The sequence below is a fragment of the Kitasatospora sp. NPDC088160 genome, assembly GCF_044741445.1.
Taxonomy (GTDB): Bacteria; Actinomycetota; Actinomycetes; order Streptomycetales; family Streptomycetaceae; genus Kitasatospora.
The window spans coordinates 119,296-137,545 of sequence record NZ_JBIUSS010000008.1 but is presented as its reverse complement, the minus strand read 5'-3'; the positions used below and the strand labels follow the sequence as shown (position 1 = coordinate 137,545).

The 18,250-nt window shown below is 75.0% G+C and carries 13 protein-coding genes; 8 read left to right on the top strand and 5 right to left on the bottom strand.

The genetic code is table 11. The features are described from left to right. Positions 1-344: 344 nt before the first annotated feature. Entirely contained in the window at positions 345-1,940 is a 1,596-nt protein-coding gene (guaA, locus tag ACIOGZ_RS14305) for a glutamine-hydrolyzing GMP synthase (RefSeq protein ID WP_363580166.1), read from the top strand. Positions 1,941-2,133: 193 nt separating this feature from the next. Beyond that, positions 2,134-3,171: a Rieske (2Fe-2S) protein gene (locus ACIOGZ_RS14300; RefSeq protein ID WP_400986072.1), complete on the top strand. Its 1,038-nt coding sequence runs from the start codon at positions 2,134-2,136 to the stop codon at positions 3,169-3,171. 16 nt (positions 3,172-3,187) lie between these two features. Here ACIOGZ_RS14300 and ACIOGZ_RS14295 read toward each other — a convergent pair whose 3' ends face one another. Continuing rightward, complete coding sequence (locus ACIOGZ_RS14295; RefSeq protein ID WP_363580170.1) at positions 3,188-3,397, bottom strand: hypothetical protein; 210 nt, start codon at positions 3,395-3,397, stop codon at positions 3,188-3,190. Further along, a complete protein-coding gene (locus ACIOGZ_RS14290) occupies positions 3,394-4,830 on the bottom strand; it encodes a PspC domain-containing protein (protein WP_363580172.1) in 1,437 nt (478 codons plus the stop codon). Before ACIOGZ_RS14290 ends, ACIOGZ_RS14295 begins: the two co-directional genes overlap by 4 nt. Positions 4,831-4,964: 134 nt before the next feature. Here ACIOGZ_RS14290 and ACIOGZ_RS14285 point away from each other — a divergent pair, with 134 nt between their 5' ends. The 3 genes from ACIOGZ_RS14285 to pcrA all read left to right on the top strand — a co-directional run bounded on the left by ACIOGZ_RS14285 (position 4,965) and on the right by pcrA (position 9,868). Further along, a complete protein-coding gene (locus ACIOGZ_RS14285; RefSeq protein WP_400809129.1) occupies positions 4,965-6,422 on the top strand; it encodes a PspC domain-containing protein in 1,458 nt (485 codons plus the stop codon). Continuing rightward, on the top strand, positions 6,415-7,092 hold the full coding sequence (locus ACIOGZ_RS14280) for a response regulator transcription factor (RefSeq protein ID WP_350877187.1): 678 nt from the start codon (positions 6,415-6,417) through the stop codon (positions 7,090-7,092). The genes ACIOGZ_RS14285 and ACIOGZ_RS14280 overlap by 8 nt, the downstream gene beginning before the upstream one ends. Before the next feature lie 148 nt (positions 7,093-7,240). Further along, positions 7,241-9,868, top strand: coding sequence for a DNA helicase PcrA (pcrA, locus tag ACIOGZ_RS14275; protein WP_363580174.1), 2,628 nt, complete (start codon positions 7,241-7,243; stop codon positions 9,866-9,868). Between the two features lie 6 nt (positions 9,869-9,874). Here pcrA and ACIOGZ_RS14270 read toward each other — a convergent pair whose 3' ends face one another. Further along, positions 9,875-10,714, bottom strand: a complete 840-nt coding sequence (locus ACIOGZ_RS14270) for a peptidoglycan DD-metalloendopeptidase family protein (RefSeq protein ID WP_363580176.1) — start codon at positions 10,712-10,714, stop codon at positions 9,875-9,877. A 368-nt stretch (positions 10,715-11,082) separates the two neighbouring features. On the opposite strand from ACIOGZ_RS14270, the gene ACIOGZ_RS14265 reads away from it, so the two are divergent. Then, entirely contained in the window at positions 11,083-11,490 is a 408-nt protein-coding gene (locus ACIOGZ_RS14265; RefSeq protein WP_063351339.1) for a cobalamin B12-binding domain-containing protein, read from the top strand. 131 nt (positions 11,491-11,621) lie between these two features. Here ACIOGZ_RS14265 and ACIOGZ_RS14260 read toward each other — a convergent pair whose 3' ends face one another. Then, positions 11,622-13,223, bottom strand: coding sequence for a DUF5691 domain-containing protein (locus tag ACIOGZ_RS14260; RefSeq protein WP_400986069.1), 1,602 nt, complete (start codon positions 13,221-13,223; stop codon positions 11,622-11,624). Positions 13,224-13,251: 28 nt separating this feature from the next. Next, a complete protein-coding gene (locus ACIOGZ_RS14255) occupies positions 13,252-14,550 on the bottom strand; it encodes an SWIM zinc finger family protein (RefSeq protein WP_400986067.1) in 1,299 nt (432 codons plus the stop codon). Positions 14,551-14,699: 149 nt separating this feature from the next. Between ACIOGZ_RS14255 and ACIOGZ_RS14250 the strand changes: the two genes are divergently transcribed. After that, entirely contained in the window at positions 14,700-15,812 is a 1,113-nt protein-coding gene (locus ACIOGZ_RS14250; protein ID WP_063349017.1) for an AAA family ATPase, read from the top strand. Continuing rightward, positions 15,809-18,238, top strand: coding sequence for a DUF5682 family protein (locus ACIOGZ_RS14245; protein WP_400986065.1), 2,430 nt, complete (start codon positions 15,809-15,811; stop codon positions 18,236-18,238). Before ACIOGZ_RS14250 ends, ACIOGZ_RS14245 begins: the two co-directional genes overlap by 4 nt. The last annotated feature ends 12 nt before the right edge of the window (positions 18,239-18,250 follow it).

Sequence of the window (18,250 nt, the reverse complement as noted above, 5' to 3'; positions counted from 1 at the left end):
CCGCGCACGGTCCCACGGCACCGCGCTCCCGGCGGGGCCGGGGCGGCGGTGCCACATGCGCCGGTGGACTGGGATGAAGCTCCACGCGTGGTCCTGCAGTCCGTACGGCGGCGCCCCTGGCCGGGGCGAAGGCGGCGCGTCTGGCGGGCGCGGCGCGGTCGTACGGTCGTCTGAAGCAACGAAAGGCGGCCCCGCCCGGTCACGGTCGTTTGGACGGGCAGACGAGTGAAACCGGACAGCCCGGTAGAATCGGTGTCCAGACACCCCCACCCGTCGCCGCCGCGGCCCCCGCCGGGGAAGCGGTTCGGTGTGACACCTCTCGTACCGCTGCCGGAAGGCCGTCTGTGTCCTCTGCAATTCCCGTCCAGTCCGCGCCGGACAACGACACCGTCCTGGTGGTCGACTTCGGCGCCCAGTACGCCCAGCTCATCGCCCGTCGGGTGCGTGAGGCGCGGGTCTACAGCGAGATCGTGCCGAGCAGCATGCCGGTCGCCGAGATGCTCGCCAAGAACCCCAAGGCGATCATCCTCTCCGGCGGTCCGTCGTCGGTCTACGAAGAGGGCGCGCCGCAGCTCGACCGCGCGATCTTCGAGGCCGGGGTCCCGGTCTTCGGCATGTGCTACGGCTTCCAGCTGATGGCCAAGATCCTCGGCGGCACGGTCGACAACACCGGCGCCCGCGAGTACGGCCGCACCCCGCTGACCGTCAGCCGCACCGGCTCCACCCTGTTCGAGGGCGTTCCGGCGGAGCACTCGGTGTGGATGTCGCACGGCGACGCCTGCTCCGCCGCCCCGGAGGGCTTCACCGTCACCGCGTCCACCGCGGTGGTCCCGGTCGCGGCCTTCGAGAACGACGAGGCCCGCCTCTACGGCGTCCAGTACCACCCCGAGGTGCTGCACTCCGACCACGGCCAGCAGATCCTGGAGCACTTCCTCTACCGCGGCGCCGGCATCGCCCCGACCTGGACCACCGGCAGCGTGGTCGAGGAGCAGGTCGCGCTGATCCGCGCCCAGGTCGGCGAGAAGCGCGCGATCTGCGGCCTCTCCGGCGGCGTGGACTCCGCGGTCGCGGCGGCCCTGGTCAACAAGGCCATCGGCTCCAAGCTGACCTGCGTGTACGTCGACCACGGCCTGATGCGCAAGGGCGAGACCGAGCAGGTCGAGAAGGACTTCGTGGCGGCCACCGGCGTGCAGCTGAAGGTGGTCGACGCCGCGGAGCGCTTCCTGAACGCGCTGAAGGGGGTCACCGACCCCGAGGAGAAGCGCAAGATCATCGGCCGGGAGTTCATCCGGGTCTTCGAGCAGGCCCAGGCCGAGATCGTCGCCGAGGCCGGCGAGCACGGCGAGTCGGTCGACTTCCTGGTCCAGGGCACCCTGTACCCGGACGTGGTGGAGTCCGGCGGCGGCACCGGCACCGCCAACATCAAGTCCCACCACAACGTCGGCGGCCTGCCCGAGGACCTCCAGTTCCAGCTGGTCGAGCCGCTGCGCAAGCTGTTCAAGGACGAGGTCCGGATGGTCGGCCAGGAGCTGGGCCTGCCGGAGGAGATCGTCCAGCGCCAGCCGTTCCCGGGCCCGGGCCTGGGCATCCGGATCGTCGGCGAGGTCACCCAGGAGCGGCTGGACCTGCTCCGCGACGCCGACGCGATCGCCCGCGAGGAGCTGACCGCGGCCGGCCTGGACCGTGAGATCTGGCAGTGCCCGGTCGTGCTGCTCGCCGACGTGCGCAGCGTGGGCGTGCAGGGCGACGGCCGCACCTACGGTCACCCGATCGTGCTGCGCCCGGTCTCGTCCGAGGACGCCATGACCGCCGACTGGTCGCGCCTGCCGTACGACGTGCTGGCCAAGATCTCCACCCGGATCACCAACGAGGTCCGCGACGTGAACCGCGTCGTCGTCGACGTCACCAGCAAGCCGCCGGGCACCATCGAGTGGGAGTGAGCACTCCCGCCGGCCGCTGAGCCGCTGCTGAACGGCCGTGCCGTCGTTCCCGTACCAGGGAACGGCGGCGCGGCCGTTCGCGGTGGGGCGGTCGCCGCCGGGGTGGGGACCTCCCACCGAAAGCGATCGGGAGCGGGCAGAATGCGGACCGGACCTGTCAGGGAGTGGCGGGCCGCGAGGGAAGGTGTGAGCGATGTCGGAGGCTGGCAACTCCGTGGCGGGTGACGGGGAAGCGGGCGACGGGGGAGCGGCCGGTCCGGCCGACCGGGCGGCGCAGTGGCGGGCGTCCGCGTCCCGGTACGCGCTGCTGCCGCTGCGGCTCTTCCTCGGCGTCACCTTCGTGTACGCCGCCCTCGACAAACTGTCCGACGCGCACTACCTGGCCGGGGCGGCCGACCCGGCGTCGTTCGTCTCGCAGACCCAGGCGGCCAGGGGCGGCAGCCCGATCTCCTTCCTGCTCGGCGCCGCCCTGGACGCGCCCACCCTGTTCGCGCTCGCCGTCGCCTTCGGTGAGCTGGCGGTCGGCCTCGGCACCCTGCTCGGCCTCTGGGGCCGGGTCGCGGCGCTCGGCGGCGCGCTGATCAACCTCAGCCTCTGGCTGTCCATCAGCTGGAGCGTCTCGCCCTACTACCTGGGCAACGACCTCGGCTACCTGATGGCCTGGACGCCGCTGCTGCTGGCCGGCACCCCGGACCTGTCGGTGGACGGCTACCTCGCCCGGCGGGCCGGCCGGGAGCGGGGGCGCGGGCTGGGCGAGGACCGCGTCAGGCGCCGGGCGCTGGTGGACGGCGGGATCGCCGCCGTCGCGATCGGCGGCGCCGGGCTGCTCACCGGCTCGCTCACCCGGACCTTCGGCCGGGCCAAGCACTCCGCGCCCAAGCAGTCCGCGGCCCCGGCCACCACCCCGGCGCAGTCCGGACCGGCCCCCTCGGTGGCCGCCGCGAGCGTGCCGGTCGGCGGCTCGGCCCAGGTCAAGGACCCGGCCACCGGGGACGCCGTCTACATCGTGCAGCCCAAGGCGGGCCAGTACTGCGGCCTGTCCGCGGTGTGCACCCACTCCGGCTGCGCGGTCGACGCCCCGAAGAACGGCCAGCTGTACTGCCCCTGCCACGGTTCCCGGTTCGACGCCGCGACCGGCGCGGTGGTCAACGGGCCGGCGGTCAAGCCGCTGCCGAAGTACGCCGTCACCCAGGACGGCGACAAGCTGAACCTCGGGCCGCTGCAGAGCTGAGCCTGATCGGGCGGGTTCAGTCCCGGCGGTCGGTGCGGCCGCGCCGGGCGACCGCCGCGACCGCGCCGGCCAGGCCGCCGAGGCCGAGCACGATGAAGGTGACCGGGATGACGATCCGGCCGTTCACCGCTTGGTCGTTGAGCGCCGCGACCAGGTAGACCACCGCGATCGTGCTGAACAGCGCCCCCGCGATCAGCGAGAACAGGTCGAGCCGGTGCTTCCTCACTGCTGGACCACCTTGATGTTGCCGATCCCGACCGCGAGTTCGAGGTCGAATGTGCCCTTGGACGGATGGCCGCTGCCGGGTGGCAGCAGGTAGGTGTGGCGGCCGGTGCCGTTGTTGCGCTCACCGGGGGTGGAGACGTCGCCGAGGCCCACCCGGGCCACCAGGTTCACCGTCACGTCCGGCGGCAGGACGACGGTCAGCTCGCCGGCGCCGAGTTCGACCTTGCTGGTGAGGGTGGCCCCGGCCGGGTCGAGCCCGCTCAGGTCCAGCTGGAGCCGGCCGGCCCCCAGGGAGTACCGGGGCTGGAGTTCGGCCGAGGCGACGACGGTGAAGTCGCGCCGGCCGACGGCGTTGCGCATGGAGTCCGGGGAGTGGCCGACGAAGACCAGCGCCAGGGTGAGCAGCAGGCCCGTCACCGCGAGCTTGCGGGCCCGGCCGAACTTCGCGCCGAGCAGCAGCGTCAGGCCGATCACCAGCAGCGCGGTGGCCAGCACGGTCGCGCTCAGCACGGTGACGTCGGTGTGGCCGGCCGAGGCGGACCAGACCGCGGCACCCGCGCCGATCGCCAGCAGCAGGCCGAAGAAGCCGAGTGCGGACCGCTCCCGGCGTTGCCGGACGGCGGCGGGCCGGGGCCGGCCGGGCGGGCCGTCCTTGCGCAGAGGGTCGCCCGCGGGCAGGTCGACGCGCTGCCACCAGGGCTGGGCCGGGCCGCCCGCCGGCGGCACCGGGGTGCCGAACGGCGGGGTGGGGCCGGCGCCGTACGGGTTGCGCTCGGGGTGGCGCGGGTCCCACAGGTAGCCGGTCGGGCCGGGGGCCGGGGAGTCGGCGGGCACCGTTCCGGCGGCGCGCTCGGCCGCGTGCCGGGCGCGGGCGGCCTCGTCGTCCTCCGGCCCGGACCACGGGTACGGGCCGTACTGGTCCCCGTCGGGGTAGTGGCGGTCGTACGGGCCGCCGCGGCGGCGCCGGCGCACCCGGCCGCGGCGGCGGTCCGGGTCGTAGCGCACCGCCAGGAAGACCAGGCCGGCGAGCAGCAGCAGCGGGAACAGCTGGTCGTCCTGGCCCATCGAGGAGAAGAACACCCCGGTACCGATCACGGCCAGCAGCACCGCGCCGACCGACTGGCCGTCCACCCGGCCGGTGAGCACCCGCTGGAGTTCGGTGCGCCCGTGCCGGGTGCCGCCCCGGCCGTCCGGCACCGGCTCGGTGGGGACGATCAGCCAGGCCAGGCCGTACAGGAACAGCCCGAGGCCGCCGGAGAGGCAGAGCACCACGGTGACCACCCGGAAGACCACCGGGTCGATGTCCAGGTGCCGCCCGAGGCCGCCGCAGACGCCGGCCACCACGCGGTGGTGCTCGGTCCTGGTCAGCGGGGGGCGGTCCGGTTCCGGCGGGGCGGCGGGCCCGGTCTCCTGGATGCGGTGGTCGTCGGTCATGGGCACCATCCTCCCGGCTGCCCCGGTCCGGCCCAACCGGTGCGAGCCCTGCCCGGACCCTGACTTGTCCCTGAGAAGGGGTCAGGGGCACACCCTGATGCGTCCGTGTGCGCGGGCGTGGAACCATCGGTGGCGTGGCAGCACCCGGTTCCGACCCCCGATCCCTCGCCCCCGACGCCGTGCCGGCGGGCGGCACCGACCCGACCGCGCCCGACGGCGGACGGCCGCCGTACCGCCGGCTCTACCGCAGCCCGCAGCGGCGGATGCTCGGCGGCGTCGCGCAGGGGCTCGCGGTGCACCTCGGGCTCCCGGTGCGGTGGGTGCGGCTCGCGTTCGTGCTGCTGTTCTTCGCGCAGGGGATCGGCACCCTGCTGTACGCGGCGTTCTGGTTCGTGGTGCCGATCGGCATCGGCGAGCCCGCGCAGCGCGGCGCCGCCCACTGGGTGTACGTCAACGGCGCCTTCGTCCCGACCGGTTCGGGGCAGCAGCCGGGCGGCGCGCTGAGCAAGGGCCGCGGCGGCTGGCTCGGCCGGCTGCGCGAACTGCTCCAGCACGCCCTCCAGGGCGAGCCGGCCGCGGCCCCCGCGGAGGGGGAGGACGGCGCGGGCGGCAAGACCGGGCAAGGCGGCCTCGGCCAGCTCGCGGCCCTGGTGATGATGGTGATCGGCATCACCGCCCTGCTCAACGCGCTCGGCCTGCAGACCGCCAAGCCGTACACCTGGCCGCTGCTGGCGATCGGCGTCGGCGTCGCGCTGGTCTGGCGGCAGGCCGACGACTCGCGCTGGCAGCGCTGGTTCGGCCTGGAGGAGGGCGACAAGCGGCGCGGCGCCTACACCCGGGTCGGTGCCGGCGTGCTGCTCGTGGTGGCCGGCACCATCGCCTTCCTCGCCATGCAGGGCAGCGGCTCGACGCTCGGCTCGGTGGTCGAGGCCTCGCTCGCGGTACTCGCGGGGGTGCTGGTGCTGCTCGGCCCGTACGGGCTGCGCCTGTGGCAGGACCTCGGTGCCGAGCGCACCGCGCGCATCCGCGCCCAGGAGCGCGCCGAGATCGCCGCGCACGTCCACGACTCGGTGCTGCACACCCTGACCCTGATCCAGCGCCGGGCCGAGGACCCCAAGGAGGTGCTGCGGCTGGCCCGTGCCCAGGAGCGCGAGCTGCGGCTGTGGCTGTACCGCCCGGAGGCCGCCGCCGAGGCCGCGCCCGACACCATGGCGGAGAGCCTGCGCGCCGTCGTCGCCGAGGTCGAGGACCGGCACGGCGTCCCGGTCGAGGTCGTGATCGTCGGCGACTGCCCGATGGACGAGCGGATCGCGGCCCAGATGCAGGCCGCGAGGGAGGCGACCGTCAACGCGGCCAAGTACGGTGGCGGGGGACCGGTCCAGGTCTACGCCGAGGTGGAGGGGAAGACGGTGTCGGTGTTCGTCCGCGACCACGGTCCCGGCTTCGACCCCGACACGGTGCCCGAGGACCGGATGGGCGTACGGGAGTCGATCATCGGCCGCATGAAGCGCAACGGCGGCACCGCACGGGTGCGGCCCGCGCCGGACGGCGGGACCGAGGTCGAGCTGGAGATGGAGAGAACGAATGACTGAGGCAGCGCCGGAGCGCACCGCGAGAGTCGTCCTGGTGGACGACCACCGGATGTTCCGCACCGGGGTCCGGGCCGAGATCGGCCGCACCGAGGCGACCGGCATCGACGTGGTCGGCGAGGCCGACGACGTCGAGTCGGCGGTCCGGGTCGTCGCCGAGACCCGGCCGGACGTGGTGCTGCTGGACGTCCACCTGCCCGGCGGCGGCGGTGTCGAGGTGCTGCGCCGCTCGGCCGGGGTGATGGGCGAGCAGGGCGGGGTCAAGTTCCTCGCCCTGTCGGTGTCGGACGCCGCCGACGACGTGATCGGCGTCATCCGCGGCGGCGCGCGCGGCTACGTCACCAAGACCATCACCGGCACCGACCTGGTCAACGCGATCTTCCGGATCGCCGACGGCGACGCGGTGTTCTCGCCCCGGCTGGCCGGCTTCGTCCTGGACGCCTTCGCCGCCACCGACACCCCGCCGGTCGACGAGGACCTGGACCGCCTCACCCAGCGCGAGCGCGAGGTGCTCCGCCTGATCGCGCGCGGCTACGCGTACAAGGAGATCGCCAAGCAGCTCTTCATCTCGGTGAAGACGGTCGAGAGCCACGTCTCCGCCGTCCTGCGCAAGCTCCAGCTGAGCAACCGGCACGAACTGACCCGCTGGGCCACCGCCCGCCGTCTGGTCTGAGCCCCGGCCTGGGCGGCCGAGCCGGTGCGTCGTTGAGCCGGTGCCTCGCTGAGCCCACGTGCCGCTGAGCCCCGGTCGCGAGCCCGCCCGGTCCGGTTCCTCCGGGCCGGGCGGGCTTGTCGGTGGGTGGCCATAGACTCGGAGTGCCATGAGTAGCCTCTTTGACGACCTCCCGCTCCCCGGTTTCGAGGCACCCGCCGCCGGGTCGAAGCAGCCCGCCGTGCCCCTCGACGAGGAGCCCCCGCCGTACGAGGACGACGCCCCGTACGAGGCCTACGAGGAGGCCATCCCGGAGGGGCTGTTCCAGACCGACCACGCCGCCGAGACCGCGCGGGACGCCTGGTACCGCAACGGCGCCGCCCGCACGGTGGTGGATCCGGCGCAGCTGCTGGAGGGCATGAACGACCCGCAGCGCGAGGCGGTGCTGCACGCGGGCTCGCCGCTGCTCATCGTGGCCGGCGCCGGTTCCGGCAAGACCCGGGTGCTGACCCACCGGATCGCCCACCTGCTGGGCGCCCGCGGCGTGCAGCCGGGCGAGATCCTGGCGATCACCTTCACCAACAAGGCCGCCGGCGAGATGCGCGAGCGCGTCGAGGCGCTGGTCGGCCCGCGGGCCCGGGCGATGTGGGTGTCCACCTTCCACAGCGCGTGCGTGCGGATCCTGCGCCGCGAGTCCAAGGTGCTGGGCTTCACCTCCAGCTTCTCGATCTACGACTCGGCCGACTCGCAGCGGCTGATGTCGCTGGTCTGCCGCGACCTCGACCTGGACCCGAAGCAGTTCCCGCCGAAGTCCTTCACCGCGAAGATCAGCAACCTGAAGAACGAGCTGATCGACGAGGAGACCTTCGCCGACCAGGCCGCCAACCCGATGGAGAAGAAGCTCGCCGAGGCGTACACGCTCTACCAGCGGCGCCTGCGCGAGGCCAACGCGCTGGACTTCGACGACATCATCATGACGACGGTGAACCTGCTCCAGGCCTTCCCCGACGTCGCGGAGCACTACCGGCGCCGGTTCCGGCACATCCTGGTCGACGAGTACCAGGACACCAACCACGCCCAGTACATGCTCGTCCGCGAGCTGAGCGGCGGATCCGTCGCGGCCGCGCCGAAGCGCACCGTGGACGGGGAGTTCGTGAACCCGGCCGCCGGGCGCCTGTCCGAGGTGCCGCCGGCCGAGCTGTGCGTCGTCGGTGACGCGGACCAGTCGATCTACGCCTTCCGCGGCGCGACGATCCGCAACATCCTCCAGTTCGAGGAGGACTACCCGAACGCGACCACGATCCTGCTGGAGCAGAACTACCGTTCCACGCAGACCATCCTGAGCGCCGCCAACGCCGTCATCGAGCGCAACGCCAACCGGCGCGAGAAGAAGCTCTGGACGGCCGGCGAGCACGGCGAGAAGGTCGTCGGCTACGTCGCGGACGACGAGCACGGCGAGGCCCAGTTCATCGCCGACGAGATCGACCGGCTCACCGACGCGGGCGACGCCAAGCCCGGCGACGTCGCGATCTTCTACCGGACGAACGCCCAGTCCCGCGTGTTCGAGGAGGTGTTCATCCGGGTCGGCCTGCCGTACAAGGTGGTCGGCGGGGTGCGCTTCTACGAGCGCAAGGAGGTCCGGGACGTCCTGGCGTACCTGCGGGTGCTCTCCAACCCGGAGGACACCGTGCCGCTGCGCCGGATCCTCAACGTGCCCAAGCGCGGCATCGGCGAGCGGGCCGAGGCGATGGTCGACGCGCTGGCCGCGCGGGAGCGGATCTCCTTCGCCCAGGCGCTCCTGCGCGTCGACGAGGCGTACGGGATGGCCGCGCGCTCGGCCAACGCGGTGAAGAAGTTCAACGTCCTGATGGCCGGGCTGCGGCAGGTCGTCGAGTCGGGCGCGGGCCCGGCCGCGGTGCTGGAGGCCGTCCTGGAGGAGACCGGCTACCTGGCCGAACTCCAGGCCTCCACCGACCCGCAGGACGAGACCCGGGTGGAGAACCTCCAGGAACTCGCCTCCGTCGCCCTGGAGTACGAGCAGGACCCGGGCGAACGGCCCGACGCCGACGAGGAGGGCACCCCGCCGGTCGGCTCGCTCCCCGACTTCCTGGAGCGGGTCGCGCTCGTCGCCGACTCCGACCAGATCCCGGACGACGAGGAGGGCCGGGGCGTCATCACGATGATGACCCTGCACACCGCCAAGGGCCTGGAGTTCCCGGTGGTCTTCCTGACCGGCATGGAGGACGGGATCTTCCCGCACATGCGGGCGCTCAACCAGGTCAAGGAGCTGGAGGAGGAGCGGCGGCTCGCCTACGTGGGGCTCACCCGGGCGCGGCAGCGGCTCTACCTGACCCGCTCGGTGCTGCGCAGCGCCTGGGGGCAGCCCGCGTACAACCCGGCCTCGCGGTTCCTGGAGGAGATCCCGGAGAACCTGGTGGAGTGGAAGCGGACGGGGGCGGCGCAGGCGCCGGCCGCGCGCGGCTTCTCCTCGGGGTCGTCCTGGGGCAAGTCCTCGTCGGGGGGCGGAGGTTCGCGCTCCTCGTCGGGCTCTTCGGGCTCGTCGGCCTCGTCGAAGCCCAAGGCGGGCTGGGGGCAGTCGGCGCGGCGCGGCGGCCAGGTCGTCGAGCGGGACGCCGTCTCGCTCGCGGTCGGGGACCGGGTCACCCACGACACCTTCGGGCTGGGCACGGTGGTGGGCGTCACCGGCGTCGGCGACCGGGCGCAGGCCACGGTCGACTTCGGTTCGGAGGGCCGCAAGCAACTGCTGCTGCGCTACGCGCCGGTGGAGAAGCTCTAGCCTTCCCTAGCGGGGGTCGAGCCCGTTCGAGAGGAACCACGGCAGCGGGTCGACCGGCCCGCTGCCGGCCGGGCGGATCTCGAAGTGCAGGTGCGGCCCGGTGCTGTTGCCGCTGCTGCCGACGAAGGCGATGACGTCGCCCTGCTTCACCGGCCCCTTGCGGACCTTGTACGCCCGCAGGTGGCAGTACCAGGCCTCGGTGCCGTCGGGCATCTTCAGCACCGTCATGTAGCCGTACGACGGGTTCCACTGCGTGCGGATCGTGCCGTCGGTGACGGCCATCACCTCGGAGCCGCCGTCCACCGGGAAGTCGATGCCGGTGTGGCGGTTGGCCCAGTGGGTGCCGGCCTCGCCGAACAGCTCGCCGAGGCCGTGCCGGGCGACCGGCATGACCACCTTGGGCTTGACGGGCTCGGCGCTCGGCTGCGCGTCCGGGGTGCCCTGGGCGTCGGCGGGCTGGGCGCCGGCCAGCGGTTGGCGGGCGTCACCGCGGGAGGCCTGGGCCGGGTCGCCGGCCGCGACCGCCTGCCGGGCGGCCGTCCTGGCGGCTTCGGCGCCGCCGTCGGCCGGGTTGTCCGGGCTCTTCGGGCTGTCCTGGGCGCCCGGGGCGTCGACCGCCGTCCGTGCCGTCCGGCCGGCCGCCTGGGCGTGCTGATCGGCCTCGTCCCGCACGGTGACGGCCGCCGCGGCGGCGACCCCGAGCGCGGCCACCGACGGCAGCGCGACCCGCAGCAGTGCGGTTCTGGTGGCGGCCTTGGCGGCGCCGCGGCGCTGGGCGCGGGACTGCTCGCGGGCGGCGAGGCGCAGCTCCGCACGGGTCGGGCGGGCGGCTGCGTCGGGAGCCATCGGGGGCTGCCTCCTCGGTGGGCCTGGGGCGCGTCGTCGGGCAGGGGAGCGGCGGGGAAAGCGACAGGGAGAAGCGGTACCGGGGAAGCGGGGAGAAAACAGCCGAGACTGTATCCGCAAGGCCGACGCCCCGGAAAAACCTCCGGTTGTCAAGAGGTCGGCCGGGGGTCTGTGCGGTGGACGGGTGGACGGGTATACCCACTGGTAGCAAGGCCGGGGGCTGTGACTTTGCCCTCCTCTTGGGAGGTGGCGCGGCCAACCGGGCCGGGTGGCGCTAACCTCCCCTCAGGTTGGTTATCGACCGTTAACCGCACCCGTGGCCCGCGAGGTCCGGTCGGATGGTGGACGACGAGGTCCAGGAGGCAGTCATGAGTGTGTCGGGGCCGATCCGTGTGGTGGTCGCCAAGCCGGGGCTCGACGGTCACGACCGTGGCGCCAAGGTCATTGCGCGTGCCCTGCGCGACGCCGGTATGGAGGTCATCTACACCGGGCTGCACCAGACGCCCGAGCAGGTCGTCGACACCGCGATCCAGGAGGACGCGGACGGCATCGGGCTGTCGATCCTCTCCGGTGCCCACATGACGCTGTGCGCGCGGGTGCTGGAGCTGTTGAAGGAGCGCGACGCGGCGGACATCAAGGTCTTCTGCGGCGGGATCATCCCGGACGACGACATCGCCGAGCTCAAGGCGATGGGCGTCGCGGACATCTTCACCCCGGGCACGTCCACCCGGGACGTCGTGGCCTGGGTCGCGGCCAACCTGCGCGCGGCCGGCTGAGGTTGACGGTGCGGGACGGCCCGGCCCGGCCCGGCCCCAGGCTTCGGCGGGGCCGGCCCGTCCTGTCGTCCTGCCGTTCTGCCGCTTCGGGAGCGGGCGCCGGACACTCGCTAGGCGTCAGGCGTCAGGTGTCAGGTGTCGAGTTCGGCGAGCATCGCGGCCCGGAAGCGCAGCGTCCCGGCCAGCCGGGCGAAGGTCTCCGACCAGGCGGAGTCGGGCGCGGCCCCGGCGGCCAGCTCCTCCACGGCGGACGCCGTCTCCGGGGCGAGCGCGCGTTCCGTCATCCCGAGCACTCCGCTGTGGCTCCACGGGTACGCGCCGGAGCCGGCGGCGCGGGCCAGGGCCGTCACCACGGCGGTGGACAGCGGCGGCGTCCACGGCGTGCCGCAGGCGCCGAGCAGTTGGAAGGCCTCGCCCAGGCCGTGCACCTCGATGAACGCGGCCGTCCGGGCGGCCCGCTCCTCGGGCGGGAGGACGGCCAGCAGCTTGGCGGGGGCGCCGGTGACACGGGGCGCGCGGGCCCGTCCGGCGCCGCGGGCGGGCGGTGCGGGCGCCGGGCCGAGCAGCGCCCGGGCCCAGTCGGCGTCGTGCTGGCGGACGGCGGCGCGCGCCCAGGCCTCGCGCAGGTCGTCGGCCCAGCTGCTGCTGGTCTCGTCGATGCTGTCGCCGACCCGCAGGGCGAGCAGCTGCTCGGGTGTCAGGCCGGTGCTCTCGGGCCAGAGCCGAAGCGGTGCGGCGGCGATCACCTCGCCGAACCACCAGGCCCGTTCGCCGCGCCCGGTGGGGGACTTGAGCGGTATGCCGTCGCGCTGCATGGCCGCGTCGCACTCGGCGGGCGGGGTGACCAGCAGGTGCGTCCCGGTCGCGGCGAGGCGGACGGCGGCCCCCGCCCGCTCGGCCATCCGCCGGGCGAGGGCCGAGCCTGGCAGGGTGGAGAGCAGTTCGGCGGCGGTGGCGCGGACGTTCTTGCTGCGGTCGCCGAGGGCGGCCTCCAGGAAGGGCTCGTCGGCGGCGGAGAGGCCGTCCTGGAGGGAGTCCAGGAAGAGCAGGCGGTCCTCGGCGCGCTCGGTGGACCAGGTGCCGCTCAGCAGCTCCAGGCCGGCGGCCGGATCGCGGCGGCGCAGCAGGGTGAGGTAGGTGACCCGCTCGGCGAACAGGCCCTCGTGCCACAGCTGGTGGTCGACGGGGCCGCCGGGCTGCTCGGCCGGATCGGGGGCGGCGGTGCGCAGCACGAAGCGCCAGTCGGGGTTCTGTTCGGCCAGCCAGCGGCCCAGCGGTCCGGCCAGCGCGACGGCGTCGGAGCGCAGTTCGCTGCGGGCGCGGGCGGCGTCGAGCAGGCCGGGTATCAGTGCGCCGGGCGGGCGCAGGCCCCGGGTGCGGGCGGTGGCGAGCCACTGCGGGAGCAGTTCGGCGAGGTTGGCCAGGGTGGCGCCGCTGCCGCCGCCGGACCGGCCGGCCAGCAGGACGGCGAGCCGGCGGGCGGCCGTCGCGGGCAGCTCGGGGCGCCCGTCCTCGGGGGCGGGCGGGCCGGGCGGTCCGGCGGCCGGGACGGGCAGGGCGCCGGCCCGGCGGCGGACGGTGGCGAGGGCGGCCAGCTCCAGCAGCGCGGTGGCCGGGTCGGCCTGGTCGACGGTGTCGGCGAGCGGCAGGGTGGTGGCCGGGAGCGGGCGGCGGTCGGTGCCGAGCAGGGCGGTGGTGTGCAGGGTCTCCCACGGGTCCTGGGTGATCGTCATCTTCGATGCTCCTGAGGTGTGCTGGACGCTAGACGGTGGTGAGGCCGATCGGGCGGTCGTGGCCGGCCCAGGCCGTGACCGGGGCGAAGCCCTGGTGGCCGTACTCGCCGAAGACCGTCAGCGGGCGGCCGGTGGAGACCGCGGCCAGCCGCCACAGGGCCGCCTCCGGGAGGGCCGAGGTGCGGACGGGCAGGGTGTGGTGGCCGTCCGTCAGGTACCAGCCGTCCGGGGTGCGGACGGGCATGGCGCCGGCGAGGACGGTCGGCCAGTTGTCCAGCCACGGGTCGTCGGCGACGGCGGTGCCGTAGCCGGCCACCGCCTCGGCGACGGTGAGGCCGTCGGGCGGGCCGGCCGGGCCGGGCCCGGGGGCGCCGTAGCGGGTGCCGAGGGCGGCGCGCAGCGGGCGGGCGCCGGGGTGGAAGGCCAGGTCGGCCTCCAGCAGGTGGCCGGTGGGCAGGGCGAGGTCGGGGGCCTGGCCGGGGCGGCCGAAGGCGAGCAGCAGGGCGGGGCGGCCGGTCTTGGCGCCGCGCAGCCAGACCCGGCGGGTGGTGAGCCGCTCGTCGGCGGAGTCGCGGCTGCCGAGCACCTGCCAGCGGTCGCGCACGGTGGGGCCGGACAGGATCTCGGCGGTGTCGGTGGGGTAGCCGACCCGGGTGCGGACGGTGGCGGCCAGTTCGGCCGGCAGCTCGTCGACGCGGGTGGCGGCGGTGGCGAGCAGGTGCAGCATCGCGTACTCCTCCAGGAGCCGGTCCTGCGGGGCGGCGTCGAGTTCGCGGACCCGGGTGGCCAGGCCGGGGGCCTGGGCGTCGACCATCCGGGCGGCGACCTCCTCCCAGGGCCCGGCGGTGGACTGGTCGGCCAGGCCGTGCCGGATCCGGTCGGCCAGGCGCAGCCGCAGCTCGGCCGCGCCGGCCGCCACCCGGGCGCCGCGCCGCTCGGCCCGGCGGCGGGCGGCGACCGGGTCGGCCGGGGGTGCGGCGCGCTTCTCGGCGCGCTCCTCGCGGGACGTGAGCCAGTCGGCCGCCCACGCGGCGGGTTCGGCGGCGGGGACGGTCTCCGGGGCGCCGCTCCACAGCAGGAGGAGCCCGAGCGCGTGCTTGCACGGGAACTTCCGGCTGGGGCAGCTGCACTGGTAGGCGGGCGTGGCGAGTTCGATCACGGTGCGGTACGGCGTGCTGCCGCTGCCCTTGCACTCGCCCCAGAGCGCGGTGCCGTCGGTGCCCGCCCCGGACCAGGACGCGGGTGAGGAGAGCTTGCCGGCCGCCTTCTGCGACGCGGCGTCAGGTGCCAGGGACAGGACGTGTTCGGTGCTCCAGCGTTCCTCCATGCGACCGACGGTAGGCGGTGCCACTGACATCGGCTGACTGCCCGTCGGGAGCGCCCCGGGGTTTGTCAGTGCCGGGGTGCAGGGTGGTTCCCACAGGCCGGGACGCCGGCCCCAGCTCCCCCCGATCACCCTGCCGCCGGGGCACCCGTGTGCCCGGCGGCCGACCCGAAGGAGCCCCCGTGACCGACGTTCTGCGGCAGCATGCCGAGGACGCCTTCGCCGGTGAACTGGCCGCGCTGGCCGCGCAGGACGACCGTCCGCGCCCGGAGCGCTGGAAGCTCTCGCCGTGGGCCGTGGCGACGTACCTGCTCGGCGGCGAACTGCCCGACGGCACCCCGATCACCCCCAAGTACATCGGCCCGCGCCGGGTGGTGGAGGTCGCCGTCACGACCCTGGCGACGGACCGCGCGCTGCTGCTGCTCGGCGTGCCCGGCACCGCGAAGACCTGGGTGTCCGAGCACCTGGCCGCCGCGATCAGCGGCGACTCCACCCTGCTGGTGCAGGGCACCGCCGGCACCCCGGAGGAGGCCGTCCGATACGGCTGGAACTACGCCCGGCTGCTCACCGACGGCCCGAGCCGGGACGCCCTGGTGCCCTCGCCGCTGATGCGGGCGATGGCGGACGGCAAGCTCGCCCGGATCGAGGAGCTGACCCGGATCCCGGCCGACGTGCAGGACAGCCTGATCACCATCCTGTCCGAGAAGACGCTGCCGGTGCCGGAGTTGGGCGGCGAGACGCAGGCGGTGCGCGGCTTCAACGTGATCGCCACCGCGAACGACCGCGACCGCGGCGTCAACGAGCTGTCCAGCGCGCTGCGCCGGCGGTTCAACACCGTCGTGCTGCCGCTGCCGGGCTCGCTGGAGGAGGAGGTCGACATCGTCACCCGCCGGGTGAACCAGCTCGGCCGCTCCCTGGAACTGCCCGAACTGCCCGGCGGCGCCGAGGAGATCAGGCGGGTGGTCACCGTGTTCCGCGAGCTGCGGGCCGGGATCACGACGGACGGGCGGACGAAGGTCAAGAGCCCGAGCGGCACCCTCTCCACGGCGGAGGCGATCTCGGTGGTGGCCAACGGCCTCGCCCTGGCCACCCACTTCGGGGACGGCGTGCTGCGCGCCGGGGACGTGACGGCCGGCATCCTCGGTGCCGTCGTCCGGGACCCGGTGGCGGACCACGCGGTGTGGCGCGAGTACGTCGAAGGGGTGGTGCGCGAGCGCGACGGTTGGAAGGACTTCTACCGGGCCGCCCGCGAGGAGGTGCGATGACCGAGGACGTCGCGCTGCTCGGCATCCGGCACCACGGCCCGGGCTCGGCCCGGGCGGTGGCCGCCGCGCTGGAGCGCTGGCGGCCGGACGCGGTGCTGATCGAGGGCCCGCCGGAGGCCGACGGCATCGTCCACCTCGCGGCCGGGAACGGCCTGGTGCCGCCGGTCGCGCTGCTGGCCCACGCGGTGGACGACCCGGCGAGGGCCGCGTTCTGGCCGTACGCCGAGTTCTCCCCGGAGTGGGTGGCGATCCGCTACGGCGTCGAGCGGGAGCTGCCGGTCCGCTTCATCGACCTGCCCGCCGGGTACGGCCTCGGCCCCGCCCCGGAGGCCGGGGAGCCGGGGGAGCCGGGGGAGCCCGCCGGGCCGGTCGCCGACCCGCTGGCGCTGCTCGCCGAGGCGGCCGGGTACGACGACCCGGAGCGCTGGTGGGAGGACGTGGTCGAGCACCGCGCGCCCGCCGCGCCCGGTGCGGACGGCGGCGGGGACGACCCGGACGGACTGGCGCCGTTCGCCGCCGTGGCGGAGGCGATGGCGGCGCTGCGCGCGGAGGGCCTCGGCGAGTCCCGGCGGGACGACCTGCGCGAGGCGTACATGCGCCAGCAGATCCGGGCCGCCCGCCGCGCCGGGCACCGCCGGATCGCCGTGGTGTGCGGGGCCTTCCACGTGCCCGCGCTGGCGGTGCTGCCGACGGTCGCGCACGACCGGGCGCTGCTCGCCGGACTGCCGCGGAAGGTGAGGACGGACATCACCTGGGTGCCGTGGACGCACCGCCGGCTCTCCCAGGCCACCGGCTACGGCGCGGGCGTGCGGTCACCGGGCTGGTACCACCACCTGTTCAGCACCGAGGGCGATCCGGTGCCGCGCTGGCTCACCCGGGCCGCCGAACTGCTGCGCGCCGAGGACCACCCGGTCTCCTCCGCCCACGTCATCGAGGCGGTCCGGCTCGCCCGCACGCTGGCGGTGCTGCGCGGCCGCCCGCTGGCCGGGCTGACCGAGACCCTGGACGCCGTCCGCGCGGTGCTCTGCGAGGGTTCGGACATCGCCCTGGAGCTCGTCCGGGACCGTCTGGTGGTCGGCGACGCGCTCGGCGAAGTCCCGGACGCGGCACCGGCGGTGCCGCTCCAGCGGGACCTCACCCGCTGGCAGCGCACGCTGCGGCTCAAGCCCGAGGCCGCGCCGAAGGACCTCGACCTCGACCTGCGCAAGGACACCGACGCGGCCCGCTCGCGGCTGCTGCACCGGCTGCGGCTGCTGGGCGTCGACTGGGGCGTGCCGGCCCGCTCGGCGGTCAACTCGACCGGGACGTTCCGGGAGAGCTGGCGGCTGTGCTGGCAGCCCGAGTTCGCGGTCCGGATCGCCGAGGCCGCCCAGTGGGGCACCACGGTGGAGGAGGCGGCGACCGGCAAGGCCGTCGGCAGCGCCCGCGCCGCCGTCGAACTCGCCGAGCTGACCGGGCTGGTGGAGACCTGCCTGCTGGCCGGGCTGGCCGGCGCGCTGCCCGCCGTGATGCGGGTGCTCGCCGACTGCGCTGCCCTGGACACCGACGTCGCGCACCTGGCCGGGGCGCTGCCCGCGCTGGTCCGGGCGCTGCGCTACGGCGATGTGCGCGGCACCGACCACGGCGCGCTCGGCGAGGTCGCCACCGGCCTGGCCGACCGGATCTGCGTCGGGCTGCCGCCCGCCTGCGTCGGGTTGGACGCCGAGGGGGCGGCGGCGATGCGCGGCCGGCTCGACGAGGTGCACGGCGCGATCGGCCTGCTCGGCCCGGCCGCTCGTCCGGAGCCGGAAGGCCCGGAAGGCCCGGACGCCCCGGACGAATCAGCGGGCCCGGGCACCCCGGCAGCCTCCCCGGGCCCGGACGGTTCAGAGGGCCTGGCCGGTTCCGAGGGCCTGGCCGACCGCTGGGCCGCCGCCCTGCGTTCGCTGGCCCGCCGCGAGCCCGCCGGCGGCCCGGCCACCGGCGCCCCGGGCCTGCTGCGCGGGCGCGCCGTCCGGCTGCTGCTGGACGACGGCCGGCTCGACTCCGAGGAGGCCGCCGGCCGGCTGCGGCTGGTCCTGTCCACCGCCAACGCCCCGGCGGACGCGGCCGGCTGGATCGAGGGCTTCCTCACCGGCGGCGGCGCCCTGCTGCTGCACGACCCGCGCCTGCTCGCCCTGCTCGACGAGTGGCTGACCGGCGTGCCCGGCGAGGTCTTCACCGACGTCCTGCCGCTGCTGCGCCGCACCTTCGCCGGGCTGGAGGCGGGCGTCCGCAGCACCATCGGCGGCCGGGTCGCGGCCGGCCCGCTCGGCGAGGCCCCGGCGGCCCGGACCCCGGGCGGCACCCTCGACCGGGCCCGGGCCGACGCCGCCGTCCCGGTGGTGGCCCTGCTGCTCGGCGCCCGCCCCCGGATCCCCCGGCAGGCCGCCGGTCGCAACACCTGACACCCGTGAAGG

Excerpts from the sequence above, each read along its gene's own strand:
- ACIOGZ_RS14300 (WP_400986072.1), top strand. The coding sequence starts at position 2,134 with ATGTCGGAGGCTGGCAACTCCGTGGCGGGTGACGGGGAAGCGGGCGAC.
- ACIOGZ_RS14290 (WP_363580172.1), bottom strand. The coding sequence starts at position 4,830 with ATGACCGACGACCACCGCATCCAGGAGACCGGGCCCGCCGCCCCGCCG.
- ACIOGZ_RS14280 (WP_350877187.1), top strand. The coding sequence starts at position 6,415 with ATGACTGAGGCAGCGCCGGAGCGCACCGCGAGAGTCGTCCTGGTGGAC.
- pcrA (WP_363580174.1), top strand. The coding sequence starts at position 7,241 with ATGAGTAGCCTCTTTGACGACCTCCCGCTCCCCGGTTTCGAGGCACCC.
- ACIOGZ_RS14270 (WP_363580176.1), bottom strand. The coding sequence starts at position 10,714 with ATGGCTCCCGACGCAGCCGCCCGCCCGACCCGTGCGGAGCTGCGCCTC.
- ACIOGZ_RS14265 (WP_063351339.1), top strand. The coding sequence starts at position 11,083 with ATGAGTGTGTCGGGGCCGATCCGTGTGGTGGTCGCCAAGCCGGGGCTC.
- ACIOGZ_RS14260 (WP_400986069.1), bottom strand. The coding sequence starts at position 13,223 with ATGACGATCACCCAGGACCCGTGGGAGACCCTGCACACCACCGCCCTG.
- ACIOGZ_RS14255 (WP_400986067.1), bottom strand. The coding sequence starts at position 14,550 with ATGGAGGAACGCTGGAGCACCGAACACGTCCTGTCCCTGGCACCTGAC.
- ACIOGZ_RS14245 (WP_400986065.1), top strand. The coding sequence starts at position 15,809 with ATGACCGAGGACGTCGCGCTGCTCGGCATCCGGCACCACGGCCCGGGC.